A 16,305-nucleotide genomic window follows, 5' to 3' on the forward strand; every position below is an offset into this window, starting at 1 on the left:
CCCTTGAGATCAACTGGCGGATGACTACGTTGTCACGGACGTTTCGTGCTCAGAACGCCGACACGGACGCCGTTTCGTCAACGGCGTCCGTGTCGGACGGGGCGGTGGTGACCGGTGCGCACGCGTGGTGCGAGGCTCCGGGCGTACGGAGCCGGGCGGCCGATCCCGGCGGGGCGTACGGGTCAGCCGACGCCGGCGTTGAGGAAGATGCCGCCGTCGACGACGAGGGTCTGGCCGGTGACCCAGTCCGACTGGTCGGACGTGAGGAACGCGGCCGCGCCGCCGATGTCGGACGGCACGCCGAGCCGGCCCAGCGGGTAGGACGCGGCGGCCTCCTCCTCGCGGCCCTCGTACAGCGCCTGCGCGAACTTGGTCTTCACCACCGCCGGGGCGATGGCGTTGACCCGCACCTTCGGCGCGAACTCGTGCGCCAGCTGCTGGGTGAGGTTGATCAGCGCGGCCTTGCTGACGCCGTACGCGGCGATGAAGGGCGAGGGCGCGATGCCGGCGACGGAGGCGATGTTGACGATCGCCCCGCCGTTGTCCTTCTGCCAGGCGTGCCAGGTCTTCTGGGCGAAGCCCAGCGCCGAGATGACGTTGGTCTCGAAGACCTTGCGCGCGACGTTCAGGTCGAGGTCGGCGATCGGCCCGAACACGGGGTTGGTGCCCGCGTTGTTGACCAAATGGTCGACCCGGCCGAAGGCCTCCATCACGCGCTCGACGGCGAGCGCCTGGTGGGCCTCGTCGTGCGCCTTGCCGGCGACGTACACGGCCCGGTCGGGGCCGAGCCGCTCCACGGCCTCCTTGAGCGCGTCCTCGTTGCGTCCGGTGATGCAGACCCGGTCGCCGCGCGCGACCAGCGCCTCCGCGACGCCGTAGCCGATGCCGCGGCTGGCGCCCGTGATCAGGGCGACCTTGCCGGTGGGTTCCACTGTCGTCATGTCCGGGTCCTTTAGTCGAGCGGTCCGCCGGCCACGTACAGCACCTGGCCGGAGACGAAGCCGGCGGCGTCGCCGGTGAAGAAGGCGATCGCGTTGGCGATGTCCTCGGGCTCGCCGACGCGGGCCACGGGGATCTGGGTGGCGGCGGCGGCCTTGAAGTCGTCGAAGCCCATGCCGACGCGGTCGGCGGTGGCCTTGGTCATCTCGGTGGCGATGAAGCCGGGGGCGACGGCGTTGGCGGTGACGCCGAACTTGCCGAGCTCCTTGGCCAGGGTCTTGGTGAAGCCCTGGAGGCCGGCCTTGGCGGCGGAGTAGTTGACCTGGCCGCGGTTGCCGAGCGCGGAGGAGGACGACAGGTTGACGATGCGGCCGAAGCCGGCGTCCACCATGTGCTTCTGGCAGGCCTTGGACATCAGGAAGGCGCCGCGCAGGTGCACGTTCATGACGGTGTCCCAGTCGGAGACGCTCATCTTGAACAGCAGGTTGTCGCGCAGCACGCCCGCGTTGTTGACCAGGATCGTCGGCGCGCCGAGCTCCTCGGCGATCCGCGCGACGGCCGCCTCGACCTGCGCCTCGTCGGAGACGTCGCAGCCGACCGCGATCGCCTTGCCGCCGGCGGCGGTGATCTTCTCGACGGTGTCCTTGCAGGCGGCCTCGTCGAGGTCCAGCACGGCGACCGCGCGGCCCTCGGCGGCCAGTCGTACGGCGGTGGCGGCGCCGATGCCGCGCGCGGCGCCGGTGACGACCGCGACCCGCTGCTCAGTGATGGACATTGCTGCTTCTCCTCGCCCTTGGGATGCGGCTCCTGCGGCCCGCCCGAATCGGTGAGCGACCGCTTAGTACCTTCAGCAGACGTGACGCTAGAAGCCCTGGCACGCGGTGTCAACGGCGCACCGCGCGTGTGTGATCCATTCCCCGCGGCCGGCCGGACCCCTCCGGCCTCGGGTTCCCTTCCCCGGCACCCGATCGGCCCATCGCTGCGCGCCGTCGCGGCGGGCGGAACCTAGCGTCGAAGCGCGAGCTCCCCGCAGCCGGAAAGGAGGCGCCCGATGCGCCGTCGCACCGGTGCCATAGGCACGCTGATCGCGCTCGCCGCGATCGTGCCGATGGCCGACATCGCCCACGCCCAGGACCTGGACTGCGGCGACTTCACCTACCAGGAGGACGCGCAGACGTTCTTCGACATGGACCGCAGTGACCCGCACCGGCTCGACGAGGACGCCGGCCCGGACGACGGCATCGCCTGCGAGCGGCTTCCCCGGCGCGGCCTGACCTCCTCCACGTTCCGGCCCGCCCCGACCTCCCGTCCTCCGACCTCCCGCCCGCCGACCTCCCGCCCGCCGACGGCGGCCCCGACGCGCACGCCCACGGTGACGGCCTCGCCGACCCGGACCACGGCCGCACCCACGCGGCCCCCGACGGTCACCCCGACCGCGTCACCGACCCGCCCCCCGAGCCCGACGCCCACGCCGACGCGCACCTCCGCCGCTCCCACACCGACCCGGGGCGTCCAGGGAGGTCTGGGCGGTTCATCGGCCGGCGGCCCGACGAACTGGGACATCGGCATAGGCGCCACGTTCGCGAGCGGCGCGCTGCTGGCGACGGGCTACGTCGTCCGCCGCCGGCGTACCTGACACCCGCCGTGTCAGGGCGTGTCCGGGCGGCGCGACCGTTGCCCGTGCCGGACGCGACCGACACCCGCTCCCGGGCACGACGGGCGCGCGTCCGACCCCCACGCCTTGCGCCCCGCGCCTGACACACGCCGCGCCAGGGCGTACCCGGGTGCCGCGACCGTTGCCCGTGCCGGACGCGACCGACACCCGCTCCCGGGCACGACGGGCGCGCGTCCGACCCCCGCGCCTTGCGCCCCACGCCTGACACCCGCCGAGCCAGGGCGTACCCGGGTGCTCCGACCGACGCCCGTGCCCGGCACGACGGGCGCGCCTCCAAGACCCGCGCGTCCTGCCCCGCGCAACAGGCGCGCCTCCGACCCCCGAGCCCCGCTCGACAAGCCCGAGGTCCGGCCCGCCGCGTCCTACCGGACCAACAGCTCCAGCAGCCGCTCCGTCTCCGCCGCCGGGTCCGCCGTCAGGCCGGTGTGGACCGGGCCCGGCTGGACGATCGTCGAGCGGGGGGCGATCAGCCAGCGGAAGCGGCGGCCGGGGTCGTCGCGGGCCGCCTGGCCGGCCGCCTCGCCTCCCGCGCAGACGCCCTCGACGGCGCGCAGCGCGGCCCGTACGCCGGGCACGTCGGCGGCGGGGTCGAGGGCCAGCAGCCGCGCCTCGTCGAGGTGGGTGCGGGCCCCGACGTAGGAGAGGGGCCGGCAGTACACGAGCACCCCCGCGTTGATGCGTTCGCCGCGTTCGATGCGCGGCACGACGTGCAGCACCGCGTACTCGTAGACGTGCAGGTCGCTCACCGGTCCCCCTCGAGGCCCTGGATGCGGTGGTGGATCCCGGCCGCGCGGGCGAGCAGCGGGCGGGCGTAGGCGCGCCGGAGGTCGTCGGGGCTGTCGAAGCCGGGTTCTCCGGCCAGCCAGACGTCGGGGACCTGGGCCGTGACCTCGGCCAGCAGCTCCTCGGTGATGCGCGGGGCGAGGTCCGCCGCCGCGGCGGCGAGGTCCGGCGCGGCGCCCCGCAGGGCGTGGTCGGAGGCGTCGTAGGGGCGGGCGGCGGAGGCCTCGGCGCCGGGCCAGTTGTGGTGCCAGATCATCGTCGCGCCGTGGTCGATGAGCCACAGCTCGCCGCGCCGCAGCAGCATGTTGGGGTTGCGCCAGGAGCGGTCGACGTTGTTGACCAGCGCGTCGAACCACACGATCCGGCCGGCCTCCTCGGGGCTCACCTCGAAGGCGAGCGGGTCGAAGCCGAGCGCGCCGGAGAGGAAGTCCGTCCCGAGGTTCGTGCCGCCGCTGGACTTCAGCAACTGCTGCACCTCCGGGTCGGGTTCGCCGAGCCCGAGCACCGGGTCGAGCTGGACGGTGACCAGGCGCGGCACCCGCAGCCCCAGCCGGCGGGCCAGTTCGCCGCAGACCACCTCGGCGACGAGCGTCTTGCGGCCCTGTCCGGCGCCGGTGAACTTCAGCGCATAGGCGCCGAGGTCGTCCGCCTCGATCAGTCCGGGGAGCGAGCCGCCCTCGCGCAGCGGCGCGATGAATCGGGTCGCGATGACTTCCTTGAGCATCGTCCCAGGCTACTGGCGTGTCGCCGCACGTCGGAGGCGGCCCGGTGGCGCGCCGCCGATGACCGACAGGCGAACGACAGCTGTGGCTTACGCCCCTCCGACCGCACGCAGGCGAAGCTCTCGGCACTGCCTGAACGGCCCGGGCCCGGCGACCGTACCTGTTTCCAGATCACGCTTCATCCCCGGAAGGGACACACCGGCATGACCGTATCGTTCCAGCCCGCATCGGGACCCGCCCGCCGCACGGTGGTGGCGGCCGCGGGGGCGGCCGGCCTCGCCGTGGCGCTGACCGCCTGCGGCGGCTCCGACGACGACGCCTCCGCCGCCCCGGCGCAGTCCGGCGGTGCGGCGGACGACGCCACGAACGGCGGTGGCACGGGCGGGAGTTCCGGCGGCGACGCCGCCGGCGGCGGCACGCCGCTCGCCTCGACCGCCGACATCCCCGAGGGCGGCGGCAAGGTGTTCGCCGACCAGAAGGTGGTCGTCGTGCAGCCGTCGGCGGGCGAGTTCAAGGCGTACTCCGCGACCTGCACCCACCAGGGATGCGCGGTGAAGAGCGTCTCCGACGGGCTCATCAACTGCCCCTGCCACAACAGCAACTTCTCCGTCGCCGACGGCAGCGTGAGCAGCGGTCCGGCGACCAAGCCGCTGCCCGCGGTGCAGATCACCGTGGACGGCGACTCCATCACCCTCGCCTGAACCACCGGACCCGTGCACGATGGGGGAATCCGTGCACGGCACACGCACAGCACGACAGCAGAAGGGGCCGTATGTCCGCCACACAGCGCCGGGGTCGCAAGATCATGATGACGCCCGGGGAGCTGGACGACTTCCTGACCGAACAGCGCACCTGCCGGGTCGCCACGGTGTCCGCCGACGGCATGCCGCACGTGAGCACCCTGTGGTTCGTGTGGGACGGCGTCTCGATGTGGCTGTACTCGGTGGTGCGCAGCAGGCGGTTCGCGGATCTGCGGCGCGACCCGCGGGTGGCGATCGTGGTCGACACCGGCGAGGAGTACGACGAGCTGCGCGGCGCGGAGCTGTCCGGGCGGGTGGAGTTCGTGGGCGAGGTCCCGCGCGCCGGTGAGCTGCGGGCGGAACTGGACGTGCCGGAGACGCTGTTCGCCCGGAAGAACTTCGGCCTGGACGAGATGCCGCACGACGGCCGGCACGCGTGGCTTCGGCTGACGCCGGAGAAGGTCGTGTCCTGGGACTTCAGGAAGCTGGGGCAACTGTCCTGACGGGGGCGCCGGCCCTTGTGGCCCCGGTCTGCGGGGCGCCGGCGCCCGAGGAAGCGCCGACGGGGGCGCCGTCCGTGAGGGCGGCGCTCCCGACCCGCTCCCCCGCGGCCCGCAGCGCGCGCACCGCCGCGCGGATCGACGGGCGGCGGTCGGCGTCGGCGCGCCAGACGACGAACACGTGCCGCCGGACCCGCTGCCGCAGCGGCACGGTCACCACCCCGGCGGGCAGCGGGTCGCGTCCCAGCAGCGGGGCGACGCACACGCCGAGCCCCGCGGCGACCAGGTTGAGCTGGGTGTGGCTCTCGGCGGCCCGGTGCGCCACGATCGGCTCGACGCCCTTGGAGCGCAGGGTGAACATCAGCCACTCGTGGCAGAACTCGCCCTCGCCCCACGTGATCCACTCGTCCTCGGCCAGCTCGGCGAGGTCGATCTCCTCGCGTCCGGCGAGCGGGTGGGCGGCCGGCAGGGCGACGTCGGCCGGGTCGTCCAGCAGCAGCGCCTTGACCAGCCCGTCGGGCAGCGGCATCGGCTTGTTGTACCAGTCGAGCACGACGGCGAGGTCGAGGTCGCCGCGAATCACGCCCCGGATGCCGTTCTCGGGCTCCATCTCCCGCGACCGCACCCGCAGCGCCGGATGGCCCTGCTTCAGACCGGCGAGCGCGACCGGGAAGAGCCCGCGCGCGGCGGTCGGGAAGGCGGAGATCCGCAGCTCGCCCGCGACCTGGCCGCGCTGCGCCTCCAGGTCGGCCTGGGCCAGCTCCACCTGGGACAGGATGCGCGCGGCGTGCTCGGCGAGCAGCCGGCCCGCGTCCGTGAGCCGCACGCCGCGCCCGTGCTTGGCGAGGAGCCGCTGGCCGACCTCGCGCTCCAGCTTGGCCATCTGCTGCGAGACGGCGGAGGTGGTGATGTGCAGCCCCTCGGCCGCGCCGCTGACCGAGCCGTGCCGGGCGAGGGCGTCGAGGGTACGCAGGCGCTCCAGGTTCAACATGTAAGCGATGCTACGAGATACCGCGTGCGATTTCTCGATTGTGCTACGAGGTGAGTCTGCCGCATCGTTACCGGCATGAGCAGCAGTGTCACCGCGACCACCACGGCCCACGCGACCACCACCACCGCGCCGGATCGGACCGGCTCCGCGCCCGCCTCCGACACCCCCGATGCCCCCGACCGCCCCCGCCTCGACTGGCGGGTGCGGTTCGCCGCCCTGTCCCTGATCTGGGGCTTCAGCTTCCTCCTCATCAAGGTCGGCACCCAGGGCTACGCCCCGTTCCAGGTGACGCTGGGCCGGCTGGCGTTCGGCACGGCCGTGCTGGCGGTCGCCATGGCGGTACGGCGGGAGGGGCTGCCGCGCGGCGCCCGCACCTGGGGGCATCTGGCGGTCGCGGGTTTCCTGCTGAACGCCCTGCCGTTCTCGCTGTTCGCCTTCGCGGAGCTGACCATCCCGTCCACCCTGGCCGGCATCTGCAACGCGACCTCCCCGCTGTGGGGCATGGCGCTGTCTCTGGTCGCGCTGCGCGAGGACCGGCCGACGCGGGTGCGGGTGGCGGGCCTGGGTCTCGGCTTCCTCGGGGTGCTGACCGTGCTGGGGGCGTGGCAGGGCTTCGACGGCCTGGACGCGCGCGGCACGACCCTGGCCCTGCTCGCCTCCCTGAGCTACCCCGTCGGCTGGATCTACGTCCGCCGCACCCTCGCCGGCAGCAGCCACTCCCACCTGTCGCTGACCGGCGGTCAGTTGCTGCTCGCCACGGTGCAACTGGCGGTCGTGACCCCGCTGTTCACCTCGGTGCCGTCGAGCCTGGCGGTCGGCCCGCTGCTCGCGATCGCCGCACTGGGCACGCTGGGCACGGGCCTGGCGGTCCTCGTCCAGTACGGCATCGTCGCCGAGGTCGGCCCGACCACGGGCCAGATGGTCACCTACTTCGTCCCGGTGATCGCCGCCGCGGCGGGCATCCTGCTCCTGGGCGAGACCCTGACCTGGTCGACACCGGTCGGCGCGGCGGTGGTCCTGGCGGGGGCGGCGTTGACGCAGGTGAAGCCGAAGCGGGCGGGGTGACCCGGGGCGGCTGTCCCCGGACCCCCGCCGGCATGCCCGGCGCGCGGGGCCGAGAGTCCGCGCCCGCCCGTGCCGACCGCCCGACCGCACTGCCCGCGCCCCGCGCCCCTACGCGTACGTCCGACGCTCCCCCTGGCCCGGCCCCAGGGCCACCGCGATCGCCTCCGCCAGCGGTTCGATGTCCTCGTCCGTGAGGGTGGAGACGGTGACGCGGATCCCCGGGGGTGTGTTCATGCGGAAGCGTGCCCCCGGGGCCACCGCCCAGCCTGCGTGCAGGAGTCGGGCGACCACGCCGGTCTCGTCCGGGACCGGCACCCACAGGTTCATGCCGCTGCGGCCCTGCGCCTCGACCCCGTGCCGGCGCAGCGCCGCCGCCAAGGCGTCCCGGCGTTCCCCGTAGCGTGCCGCGACGGCCGTCGGGTCCACCGCGCCGTCGGCCCACAGCCGGGCCACCGCGCGCTGAAGGGTGAGGCTGACCCAGCCGGGCCCGAGCCGCTGCCGGCCGCGCACCCGGTCGAGGGTGAGCGGGTCGCCGGTGAGGACCGCGAGACGCAGGTCCGGCCCGTACGCCTTGGCGGCCGAGCGGGAGAAGGCCCAGCGGTGCGTGACGCCCGCGAGGGGGTGCAGCGGCAGGTCGACGATGTGGTGCCCGTGGTCGTCCTCGATCAGCAGCGTCTCGGGGTGGCCGGCGAGCACCGCGCGCAGCGCGTGGGCGCGCGCGGCGCTCAGCGCGGCTCCGGTCGGGTTCTGCGCGCGGTCCGTGACGATCAGCGCCCGCGCCCCGCCCTCCAGCGCCCCGCGCACGTCGTCGGGCAGCGGCCCCTCGTCGTCGACGGGCACCGGCACGGTGCGCAGACCGAGCGCCGGGATCAGGTCCAGCAGACTCCCCCACCCGGGGTCCTCCACGACGACCGCGTCCCCCGGCCTCAGATGGGCGGCGAGCACCCGCTCCACGGCGTCCAGCGCACCCGAGGTGACGGCGACCGGCCCGTCCGGCACCCCGTCGGCGTCCAGTCCGGCCCGCGTAAGACGCTCCAGTCCGGGGTCCACGGGGGCGTGCCCGTACAGCACCGGCTCCCGGTCCCCCTGGGCCGCGGCAGCCGCGAACGCCCCGGCCAGCGCCGGCAGCAGCGCGGGGTCCGGGTTGCCGTCGGACAGGTCCCGCACGCCCGGCGGGACCTCCACCCGGATCATCTCGCGCGCGGTGGTGGCCGGCTTGGGCCGCACCCGGCTGCCCCGCCGGCCCGCCGTCTCGATGACCCCGCGCTCCCGCAGGGTCCGGTACGCGGCGGCCACGGTGTTCGGGTTCACCCCGAGCCGCTCGGCCAACTCCCGCATGGGCGGCAGCAGTTCGCCCGGTCGCAGGGCGCCCTCCCCCACCGCCCGCTCAATGCTCGCGGAAATCTCCGCTGCACGCCGACCGCTGATCCGATACTCTCCTAGCACAAACAACATTATGCACTAGTACAATGGAGTTAGCCATGCAGGGGCCCCAGCCACCGCAGCAGCGACCCGAGACCGCCTACGCGCCCACCGAGCGCACCGTCCCCACCCGCGCCGCCCAGCGCGCGTCGTACGACAAGGACCTGGTGCACGCGATACTCGACGAGGGCTACGTCTGCCACCTCGGCTTCGTCCGGGACGGCGCCCCGGTCGTCCTGCCCACGCTCTACGGCCGCGTCGGCGAGGTCCTCTACGTCCACGGCTCCACCGGCTCCCGCCCGCTGCGCGCGGCCGGACAGTCCGGGCAGGGGCTCCCGGTGTGCCTCACCGTCACCCACGTCGACGGCCTCGTGCTGGCCCGCTCCGCCTTCCACCACTCGATCAACTACCGCTCCGTGGTGGTGCACGGCACGGCGTACGACGTGACCGACCCGGAGGAGAAGCGGCGGGCGCTCGACTCCCTCGTCGACCATGTCGTACCGGGCCGCGCCGCCGACTCCCGCCCGGCCGACAAGAAGGAACTGGCCGCCACGGCGGTGCTCCGCCTGCACCTGGACGAGGTCTCCGCCAAGCTGCGCACCGGCGGCGTCAACGACGAGCCCGAGGACCTGTCCCTGCCCCACTGGGCCGGCGTCCTCCCGGTCCGCACGGCCTACGGCACCCCCGAGCCCGACCCGCACCTGGCCCCCGGCACGGAGGTCCCCGGCTACCTGACGGCCCTGTGATGCTGATCCACCCCTGGGACGCCCCGCGCGACGACACCTGGCAACGGTGGCTCGCCACGCACGACTTCGGCCAGCTCGCGGTCAACGGCCCGCCCGGCGAACCGCCGTACGTCCAGCCCCTGCACTTCGCCTACGACGCCGAGCGCGCCGAGGCGGTCACCCACCTGGCCCGCCCCAACCCGCTCTGGCCGGCGATCGAGGCCGCCCCGGACGTCCTGCTGAGCGTGGTCGACGACTACGCGTTCGTCCCCGGCCCCTGGCAGGCGGAACCGGGCACCCCGCCCGAACACGGCGTCCCCACCAGCCTGTACGCCGCCGTCCAACTGCGCTGCCGCGCCCATGTGGTGGACGACCCGACGGAGAAGGCGGCCCTGCTGAACCGCCAGGTCGGCCATTTCCAGCCGGAGGGCGGCAGCGTGTCGGCCGCCGCCGGCGAAGCCCCGTACGGCAGGCTCCTGCCCGGCATCCGCGGCCTGCGGCTGGAGGTGACCGAGGTCCGGGCGAAGTTCAAGTACGCGGGCAAACGGTCCCAGGCGGTCCGCGACCGCATAGCGGGAGGCCTGGCGGACCGGGGGCAGGCGAGGGACGCGGAAGCGCGGACGCACGTCCTGCGGGTGGGGCCGACGGCCGGCTGATCGGACGCGGGGGCGGAGGGGGCGTCCGTACGGACGCCGTCCGGCGAGTGAGCGCGACGGTCACGATCGGCCGGCCCCGCGCCGACGCCCCTCCCGGAGCGACGCCCGCCGCCCTCACGGCACACCCGGCTTCCTCGACGGATCACGTCGCGACCACCGGGCCGCGCCCTCGGACGCCGCAGCACGCGCACGCCGGCGAAACGCTCCGCGCCGACTCCAGCCAGGACCGGTTCCTGCCACCGCCCTCGACGGATCCCACCGTGCCCTCGGGGGCCGTGGCCAGGAGAGGTCGCAGATCCACGCCCAGCGAGGCACTCCGCGCCCGCCCCGGCGGGCAGGACCGCGCGGGGCGCGACCGCACGCCCCACATCCAGTACCGGTACCCGCCGTGACCTCAAGAGTTGCGCGCGGGACTCCGCGTCATGGACGGACGTCCGGCGAGCGCATCCCGACCTCGCTCGACGCCGCCGTCCCGACAGCACGCGCGTGCGAGGGACCCTGGCCGCCGACCGCCACACGGCCCGGCACGACCCACCCCACCGCACAGGCGCGCGCACCCGCCCGCCCGAGTCGCCCCCCCCCGGAGGGCACCCCGGCCTACCAGCCGAGGCGCCCCCCTCGCCTCACGCCGCCACAACATCCCCCCGCGCCCTGCGGGCCGCCCGCGCGTCCCTGGCCTCCGCGGCTGCCAGGCCCGCCACCGAGCCCAGCATCAGCAGGGTGCCGGCCAGCGTGGCCGGAGTGAGCCGCTCGCCGAGCAGGGCGACGGCGAGCACCGCCGCGCTGACCGGCTCCAGCAGCATGATCACGGACACGGTCGCCGACCGTACGACCGCGGCGCCCGCGAAGTAGAGGCCGTACGCCAGCGCGGTCGGCACGGTCGCGACGTAGGCGAGCAGGAGCAGCAGGGCGCCGGGCGCGTCGGTGTGCGGCACCAGTCCCTCCGCCGCCGCGAACGGCAGCAGGACCAGGCTGGTGACGGCGAACGCCCCGACGGTCGCCCCGGACGAGTCGGCGCCGCCGTCGCGCCCCCACCACCGGGTGAGCAGGGTCATCGCCGAGTAGCCGGCCGCGGAGAGCAGGGCGAGCAGGACGCCCACCGGGTCCACCGTCGCGTCCCCGCCGCCGAGGACGAGCACCACGAGCCCGGTGAGCGCGCCCGCGACGGACGCGAGCCCGCCGCGTCCCAGCCGCTCGCCCAGGGTGAGCCGGGCCCCGACGGCGATCAGTACAGGCCCCGCGCCCAGGGTGACGACGGTGGCCACCGCCAGCCCGGTCGCGGAGACGGCGGCGAAGTAGGCCGTCTGGAACACCGCGAGTCCGATGCCGGTGGCCGCGGCCCGCCCCACTCGGCGGCCCAGCGGCAGCGGAGCGGCGGCAGTGGCGCGGGAGCGACCGGACAACCCGGACAGCAGCCGCGCCGCGTACAGCACGGCCAGTCCGGCGGCGCAGCGCCAGAAGGACAGGGAGACCGGGCCCATGTCGCTGGTCCGGTAGACCAGCGAGGCGGCGGCGCCGGCGGTGCCCCAGGCGGCACCGGCGACGACGAGGTAGATCAGGCCACGCCCGACGGGCAGGCCGGAGACGTTGTTCGACACGTGTTCTCTCTCCGCAGAGGCGCGCACCACGCGTCGGCGTGGGCGCGGAAGTTCGGAAAGGAGCCCGGTTCAGGCCCGGCCGGGGCCGAGGGACCGGGGTCCGCGGACTTCGTCTGCGGGCAGCACCGCGACGCCCGGCACGCTGCCGGGCGCATGCGCCGGAGGGCCCGCCTCAGGCGGCCGGCGGCGGAAGAACACGTGCGTGCGTCTGCATGATCAGCACTTTAGGCGGTGGTTCCCGGCGTGGACAACTCCCGTTCGGGTCCGCCGCCCGCCACGGGCTCCTCCGGGGCCTTCGCCGGGGCGGAGGACTGGGCGATGAGAGCTCCGGCGAGGACGACCGCGCCGCCGGCGATCTGCGGCGCGGACAGGTGCTCGCCGAGCAGCACCCAGGCGAGGACGGTGGCGATGACCGCCTCCAGACAGGCCACCACACCGGCGACCTGGGGCGAGAGGCGGCGCACCGACAGCACACCGGTGACGTACGCGGCGACCGTGGCGATCAGGACGATCCACCCCAGCAGCCAGAACGCGGCGACGGGGGTGCCGTCCATGGTCGCGGTGCCGGTGAGCACGGACCAGTCCATGGACCAGGGCCGCGCGACCACGGTGAGCACGGCGGCGCCGATCAGCAGCCCGTACGCGATGACGCCGAGCGGGTCGGGGGACTCCTCGCTGTCGCTGCCCTGGTCGGAGAGGACGAAGTAGCCGACCTGGCAGCAGGCGGCGCCGAGCGCGAGCGCGAGTCCGAGGGCGTCGAAGCCGAGCCCCGCCCACACCTCGACGACGCAGGCGAGGCCGCCCACGGCGAGCACCACGCCGACGGCGGCGGCACGCGTCACGGGCCGCCGCTGCACGAACCGCACCCAGCCGAGGACGAGCGCGGGCGCCAGATACTCGACGAGCAGGGCGACGCCGACGGGGATGCGGGAGATCGCGGCGAAGTAGCAGGCCTGCACACCGGCCACGGCGAACAGGCCGAAGCCCGCGAGCAGCGCGGGCCGCGTCCGCAGCAGCCCGCGGTGGCGTACGGCGAGGGGCAGCATGACGAGAGCCGCGCCCGCCACCCGCAGCCATACGACGTGCAGCGGGTCGAGCCCCGCCTCGATCAGCGGCTTGGCCGCCACACCGGAGCCGCCGAAGGCCAGGGCGGACACCAGCGCCAGCGTGAGCCCCATGCCCTTGGGGTGAGTCGTGAACACCGGCACATCATGCCAGCCACCGACAGGACCGTCACTCCCAAAGACACCTGACCGGCGGGGGCGCGGGGCTCTATCGGCAGCCCCCGCTCACCTATTCACCCCGCAGCCCCTTGCTCCACCCCACTGATCACGTCGTGCGGCTCCACCCCGGCCCTCCGCACCACCTCGACCGCCCGGGCCTGCGGATCCGCGACGAGCGACGCCAGCAGATCCGTGCCCCGCACCGCCGTGTCCCCCCGCCGGGCCGCCCGCTCCCGCGCCCGCGTCACACACGCCGCCGCCAGCGGCGAGAACTCCGCCGCCCCCTCCACGACCGGCAGCCCGCCGGAGTCCTCGACGCTGCCCTGCCACCGCAGCCCGTATCCGATGCTGCGCTGCACCAGATACCCGAGCAGCCGGGCCACCGTGGCTCCGTCACCGAACGCGGCCCGCACCTCGGGGTCGGACTCGAGGAGGGAGTGCAGCAGATGCGCGGTGTCGATGTGCCGGTCGCCGCCCCGGACGACCCTGCGCCGGGCGCCGGCCACGACCTCCGCGAGTTCCGCGCCGAGCCCGGCGTCGTCGTCCGGGCCGCGGGCGGCCTGCGCCTGGGGCCACTGGGTTTGCTGCCGGGGGATACGGGATCGCACATCTCCCACCCCATCAGTCCCGGCGGTCCGGCACATCCCCGGCGGGACGCATCTTGGCGTCCCACGGGAAGTGGACATCGCGTGGCGAAATCTCCTCCTTGGGGACGAGATCAGGGCGCGCACGCCCGAGGGGCGCACGCCACGCGGCGCACGCCCCTCGGGTTCCTCACCGGTCGTCGGCCGCCGGTTCAGTGCTCGTCGGCGAGGATCAGGTACAGCTTCTTCCGGGCCTCGTTGATCACGGCGAGGGCCTTCTCCCGCTGTTCCTTGCTCCCCGTCTTCCAGACCTGCCCGAAGGCCTCCATCAGACCGAACCCGGCCTGCCGGATCTCACTCAGCGCCTCCCAGTCGACCCCGCGCGAGGCCTCCTCCCAGGGGGCCTCGGGGCCGTCCTCGGCGGCCGTGCGGCCGGCCTCGGTGAGGGAGAACAGCTTCTTGCCGCCCTCGGACTCGCTGACGATCAGGCCTTCGTCCTCCAGCAGCTGGAGGGTCGGGTAGACCGAGCCGGGGCTGGGCTTCCACGCCCCGCCGCTGCGCTCGGCGATCTCCTGGATCATCTCGTAACCGTGCATCGGACGGTCCTTCAGCAGGGCCAGGATCGAGGCGCGGACGTCACCGCGCCGTGCCCTCCCCCGGGGTCCGCCGCGTCCTCGGCCGCCCCAGGGGCCGCCGTGGCCGAAGCCGGGACCCCAGGGGCCGCCAGGCCCTCCCGGACCGCCGGGGCCGAAGGGGCCGAAGGCGGCACGCAGCCGCTCGAAGTCGCCCCGGACGCCCTGCGGCCCGCCGTGCCCATGCCCGTGTCCGTGCTCATGCCCGTAGCCACGCATCGCCACCACTCCATTCCATCGTTGATCTATTGCGATGCTTCAACGATATATCGGAACCGTTCGAACGACAAGCCCCCGTAACTCCGGTCCGCGCCGACGGCTGCCCTTCTGCCGTAGCGCCCGTCCCGCTCCGGCGTCACCACCGCCGCGAACTCGTCGACACCCTCGTCCGCATGGCACGGGCGCCGGCGCGCTCCGCCCGGCCGCGGGCGGTAGCGTGCGCCGATGACGAGAAGCGAGCGGCTCGCGGAGCAGTTGGACTGGCACTGGCGCAAGAACCTGCGGCCACGGCTGGACGGTCTCACCGACGACGAGTACTTCTGGGAGCCGGTACCCGGCTGCTGGAGCATCCGCCCGCGTGGCACGTCGGACGCACCGAGTGCGGACGGTCCGGGGGAATGGACGATGGACTCCGCGTCCCCCGCCCCGGTGCCGGCGCCGGTGACCACGATCGCCTGGCGGCTGGCGCACATCACCGTCTCGTGCCTGGGCTTTCGAGTCGCCTGGTACTTCGGCGGCCAGGACGTCGACTCCCGGACGTTCCCCTACGCGGGGACCGCCGACGGGGCCCTGGAACAGCTCGACGAGATGTACGGCAGGTGGGACGCGGGCGTCCGCAGGCTCTCGGACGCCGACCTGGACGGTCTGCCCGCGGTGGGGCCCGAGCGGTTCCCCATGGAGAACAGGGTCCTGCACGTCAACAGGGAGCTGATCCATCACGGCGCCGAGATCTCCCTGCTGCGCGACCTCTACCGCCGGCGGGACGGGGCGGTACCGCACCGGACATGACGTCCGGCGGCACGGCGGCCGACGCCGGTGTCCGTCGGCCGGCGCCGGCGTCCGTCGGCCGCTCGGCGAGCGGGCGAGCGGGCGAGCGGGCGAGCTTCGGGAACGCGCCCGGCCGACCCTGGACCGCCCCGAAAGCCAGGCCGCCTCCCGCGAATTGGCCCGATACCGGGCAGCCGTCCGCCCTCTACGGTCGGGGCATGCGGATCCGAATCGTCGACGCCTTCACCGACCGTCCCTTCGCCGGCAACCCGGCCGGCGTGCTGCTGCTCGATGCCTTCCCGGAGGACTCCTGGCTCCAGAACGTCGCCCGGGAGGTCAACCACGCCGAAACGGCGTTCGCCCACCCGCTGCCCGAGGGCGGGGAGGCGGACTGGGCGCTGCGCTGGTTCACGCCGGTCACCGAGGTGGCCATGTGCGGCCACGCCACGCTCGCCACCGCGCACGTCCTCCACACCACCGGCGCCCACCGTGGCCCGGTGCGGTTCGCCACCCGCAGTGGTGTGCTGGTCGCCGAGCCTGCGGAGGACGGCACCGTCGCTCTGGACTTCCCCACGGCCCCGCTCACCGCGGTCGACGTGCCCGAGGGCGTCGCGGAGGCGCTCGGCGCGCCCGTCCTTGCGGCGTTCGACACCGGCCCGAACGTCGGCGACCTGCTGGTCGAGCTGGCCGACGAGGGCACCGTGCGCGCCCTGCGCCCCGACCACAGGGCCCTGAGGACCTACTCCGAGCGCGGCGTCATCGCCACCGCCCGCGCCGAGGACCCCGCCTCGGAGCACGACTTCGTCTCGCGCTGCTTCTTCCCCAACGTCGGCATCGACGAGGACGCGGTCACCGGCAGCGCGCACACCGCGCTGGCCCCGTACTGGTCGCAGCGGCTCGGCCGCGCCGCCCTGACCGGACTCCAGGCCTCACCGCGCTCCGGTCTGGTCCGCACCGAGGTGCGCGGCGCCCGCACCCTGCTGGGCGGACGGGCGGTGACGGTCATCGAGGGCGACCTGCTGGTCTGAGCCCCGGCACGGCGAAGGCGGCGTACGGCCGGCCC

At 74.5% G+C, this 16,305-nt stretch carries 18 protein-coding genes; 8 read left to right on the forward strand and 10 right to left on the reverse strand.

Translation table 11 applies throughout. The features are described 5' to 3' along the window. Positions 1–182: 182 nt before the first annotated feature. Positions 183–941, reverse strand: a complete 759-nt coding sequence (locus ACFOSY_RS22820; protein ID WP_394309787.1) for an SDR family oxidoreductase — start codon at positions 939–941, stop codon at positions 183–185. Between the two features lie 11 nt (positions 942–952). Then, complete coding sequence (fabG, locus tag ACFOSY_RS22825; protein WP_394309789.1) at positions 953–1,714, reverse strand: 3-oxoacyl-ACP reductase FabG; 762 nt, start codon at positions 1,712–1,714, stop codon at positions 953–955. A 276-nt stretch (positions 1,715–1,990) separates the two neighbouring features. Here fabG and ACFOSY_RS22830 point away from each other — a divergent pair, with 276 nt between their 5' ends. Then, positions 1,991–2,575, forward strand: coding sequence for an excalibur calcium-binding protein (locus ACFOSY_RS22830; protein ID WP_394309791.1), 585 nt, complete (start codon positions 1,991–1,993; stop codon positions 2,573–2,575). A gap of 401 nt (positions 2,576–2,976) precedes the next feature. Here the strand turns inward: ACFOSY_RS22830 and ACFOSY_RS22835 are convergent, their stop codons facing one another. Further along, the gene (locus ACFOSY_RS22835) at positions 2,977–3,360 is read right to left on the reverse strand and encodes a DUF3037 domain-containing protein (protein WP_394309793.1); all 384 of its coding nucleotides are present in this window, start codon (positions 3,358–3,360) and stop codon (positions 2,977–2,979) included. Then, positions 3,357–4,121, reverse strand: a complete 765-nt coding sequence (locus tag ACFOSY_RS22840; protein ID WP_394309795.1) for a HipA family kinase — start codon at positions 4,119–4,121, stop codon at positions 3,357–3,359. Before ACFOSY_RS22840 ends, ACFOSY_RS22835 begins: the two co-directional genes overlap by 4 nt. A gap of 201 nt (positions 4,122–4,322) precedes the next feature. On the opposite strand from ACFOSY_RS22840, the gene ACFOSY_RS22845 reads away from it, so the two are divergent. Continuing rightward, a complete protein-coding gene (locus tag ACFOSY_RS22845; protein WP_394309797.1) occupies positions 4,323–4,820 on the forward strand; it encodes a Rieske (2Fe-2S) protein in 498 nt (165 codons plus the stop codon). 71 nt (positions 4,821–4,891) lie between these two features. Continuing rightward, a complete protein-coding gene (locus tag ACFOSY_RS22850; protein ID WP_394309799.1) occupies positions 4,892–5,362 on the forward strand; it encodes a pyridoxamine 5'-phosphate oxidase family protein in 471 nt (156 codons plus the stop codon). On the opposite strand, the gene ACFOSY_RS22855 is transcribed toward ACFOSY_RS22850, so the two are convergent. Continuing rightward, positions 5,337–6,350: a LysR family transcriptional regulator gene (locus ACFOSY_RS22855; RefSeq protein WP_394309801.1), complete on the reverse strand. Its 1,014-nt coding sequence runs from the start codon at positions 6,348–6,350 to the stop codon at positions 5,337–5,339. The two genes, ACFOSY_RS22850 and ACFOSY_RS22855, sit on opposite strands and share 26 nt — an antisense overlap. A 75-nt stretch (positions 6,351–6,425) precedes the next feature. Here ACFOSY_RS22855 and ACFOSY_RS22860 point away from each other — a divergent pair, with 75 nt between their 5' ends. After that, complete coding sequence (locus tag ACFOSY_RS22860) at positions 6,426–7,415, forward strand: DMT family transporter (RefSeq protein ID WP_394309803.1); 990 nt, start codon at positions 6,426–6,428, stop codon at positions 7,413–7,415. 108 nt (positions 7,416–7,523) lie between these two features. Here ACFOSY_RS22860 and ACFOSY_RS22865 read toward each other — a convergent pair whose 3' ends face one another. Then, positions 7,524–8,861 carry an aminotransferase class I/II-fold pyridoxal phosphate-dependent enzyme gene (locus tag ACFOSY_RS22865; protein WP_394309806.1) on the reverse strand — a complete coding sequence of 446 codons (1,338 nt, stop codon included), beginning with the start codon at positions 8,859–8,861 and terminating at the stop codon, positions 7,524–7,526. A gap of 35 nt (positions 8,862–8,896) precedes the next feature. Here ACFOSY_RS22865 and ACFOSY_RS22870 point away from each other — a divergent pair, with 35 nt between their 5' ends. After that, entirely contained in the window at positions 8,897–9,583 is a 687-nt protein-coding gene (locus ACFOSY_RS22870) for a pyridoxamine 5'-phosphate oxidase family protein (RefSeq protein ID WP_394309808.1), read from the forward strand. Next, a complete protein-coding gene (locus ACFOSY_RS22875) occupies positions 9,583–10,218 on the forward strand; it encodes an FMN-binding negative transcriptional regulator (protein WP_394309809.1) in 636 nt (211 codons plus the stop codon). The genes ACFOSY_RS22870 and ACFOSY_RS22875 overlap by 1 nt, the downstream gene beginning before the upstream one ends. A gap of 623 nt (positions 10,219–10,841) precedes the next feature. On the opposite strand, the gene ACFOSY_RS22880 is transcribed toward ACFOSY_RS22875, so the two are convergent. From ACFOSY_RS22880 to ACFOSY_RS22895, 4 genes are all read right to left on the reverse strand, one after another. Beyond that, positions 10,842–11,816 carry a DMT family transporter gene (locus ACFOSY_RS22880; protein WP_394309811.1) on the reverse strand — a complete coding sequence of 325 codons (975 nt, stop codon included), beginning with the start codon at positions 11,814–11,816 and terminating at the stop codon, positions 10,842–10,844. Between the two features lie 224 nt (positions 11,817–12,040). After that, positions 12,041–12,994 (reverse strand): EamA family transporter, encoded by a 954-nt coding sequence (locus tag ACFOSY_RS22885; protein WP_394309902.1) that lies wholly within the window; start codon positions 12,992–12,994, stop codon positions 12,041–12,043. A 119-nt stretch (positions 12,995–13,113) separates the two neighbouring features. Continuing rightward, complete coding sequence (locus ACFOSY_RS22890; protein ID WP_394309813.1) at positions 13,114–13,647, reverse strand: Clp protease N-terminal domain-containing protein; 534 nt, start codon at positions 13,645–13,647, stop codon at positions 13,114–13,116. A 188-nt stretch (positions 13,648–13,835) separates the two neighbouring features. Further along, positions 13,836–14,474: a PadR family transcriptional regulator gene (locus ACFOSY_RS22895; protein WP_394309815.1), complete on the reverse strand. Its 639-nt coding sequence runs from the start codon at positions 14,472–14,474 to the stop codon at positions 13,836–13,838. 225 nt (positions 14,475–14,699) lie between these two features. On the opposite strand from ACFOSY_RS22895, the gene ACFOSY_RS22900 reads away from it, so the two are divergent. Both ACFOSY_RS22900 and ACFOSY_RS22905 read left to right on the forward strand, forming a co-directional pair. Further along, on the forward strand, positions 14,700–15,263 hold the full coding sequence (locus tag ACFOSY_RS22900) for a DinB family protein (protein ID WP_394309817.1): 564 nt from the start codon (positions 14,700–14,702) through the stop codon (positions 15,261–15,263). Between the two features lie 197 nt (positions 15,264–15,460). Then, positions 15,461–16,270 (forward strand): PhzF family phenazine biosynthesis protein, encoded by an 810-nt coding sequence (locus tag ACFOSY_RS22905; protein WP_394309818.1) that lies wholly within the window; start codon positions 15,461–15,463, stop codon positions 16,268–16,270. The last annotated feature ends 35 nt before the right edge of the window (positions 16,271–16,305 follow it).

The organism is Streptomyces lusitanus (assembly GCF_042647945.1).
Lineage (GTDB): Bacteria > Actinomycetota > Actinomycetes > Streptomycetales > Streptomycetaceae > Streptomyces > Streptomyces pseudogriseolus.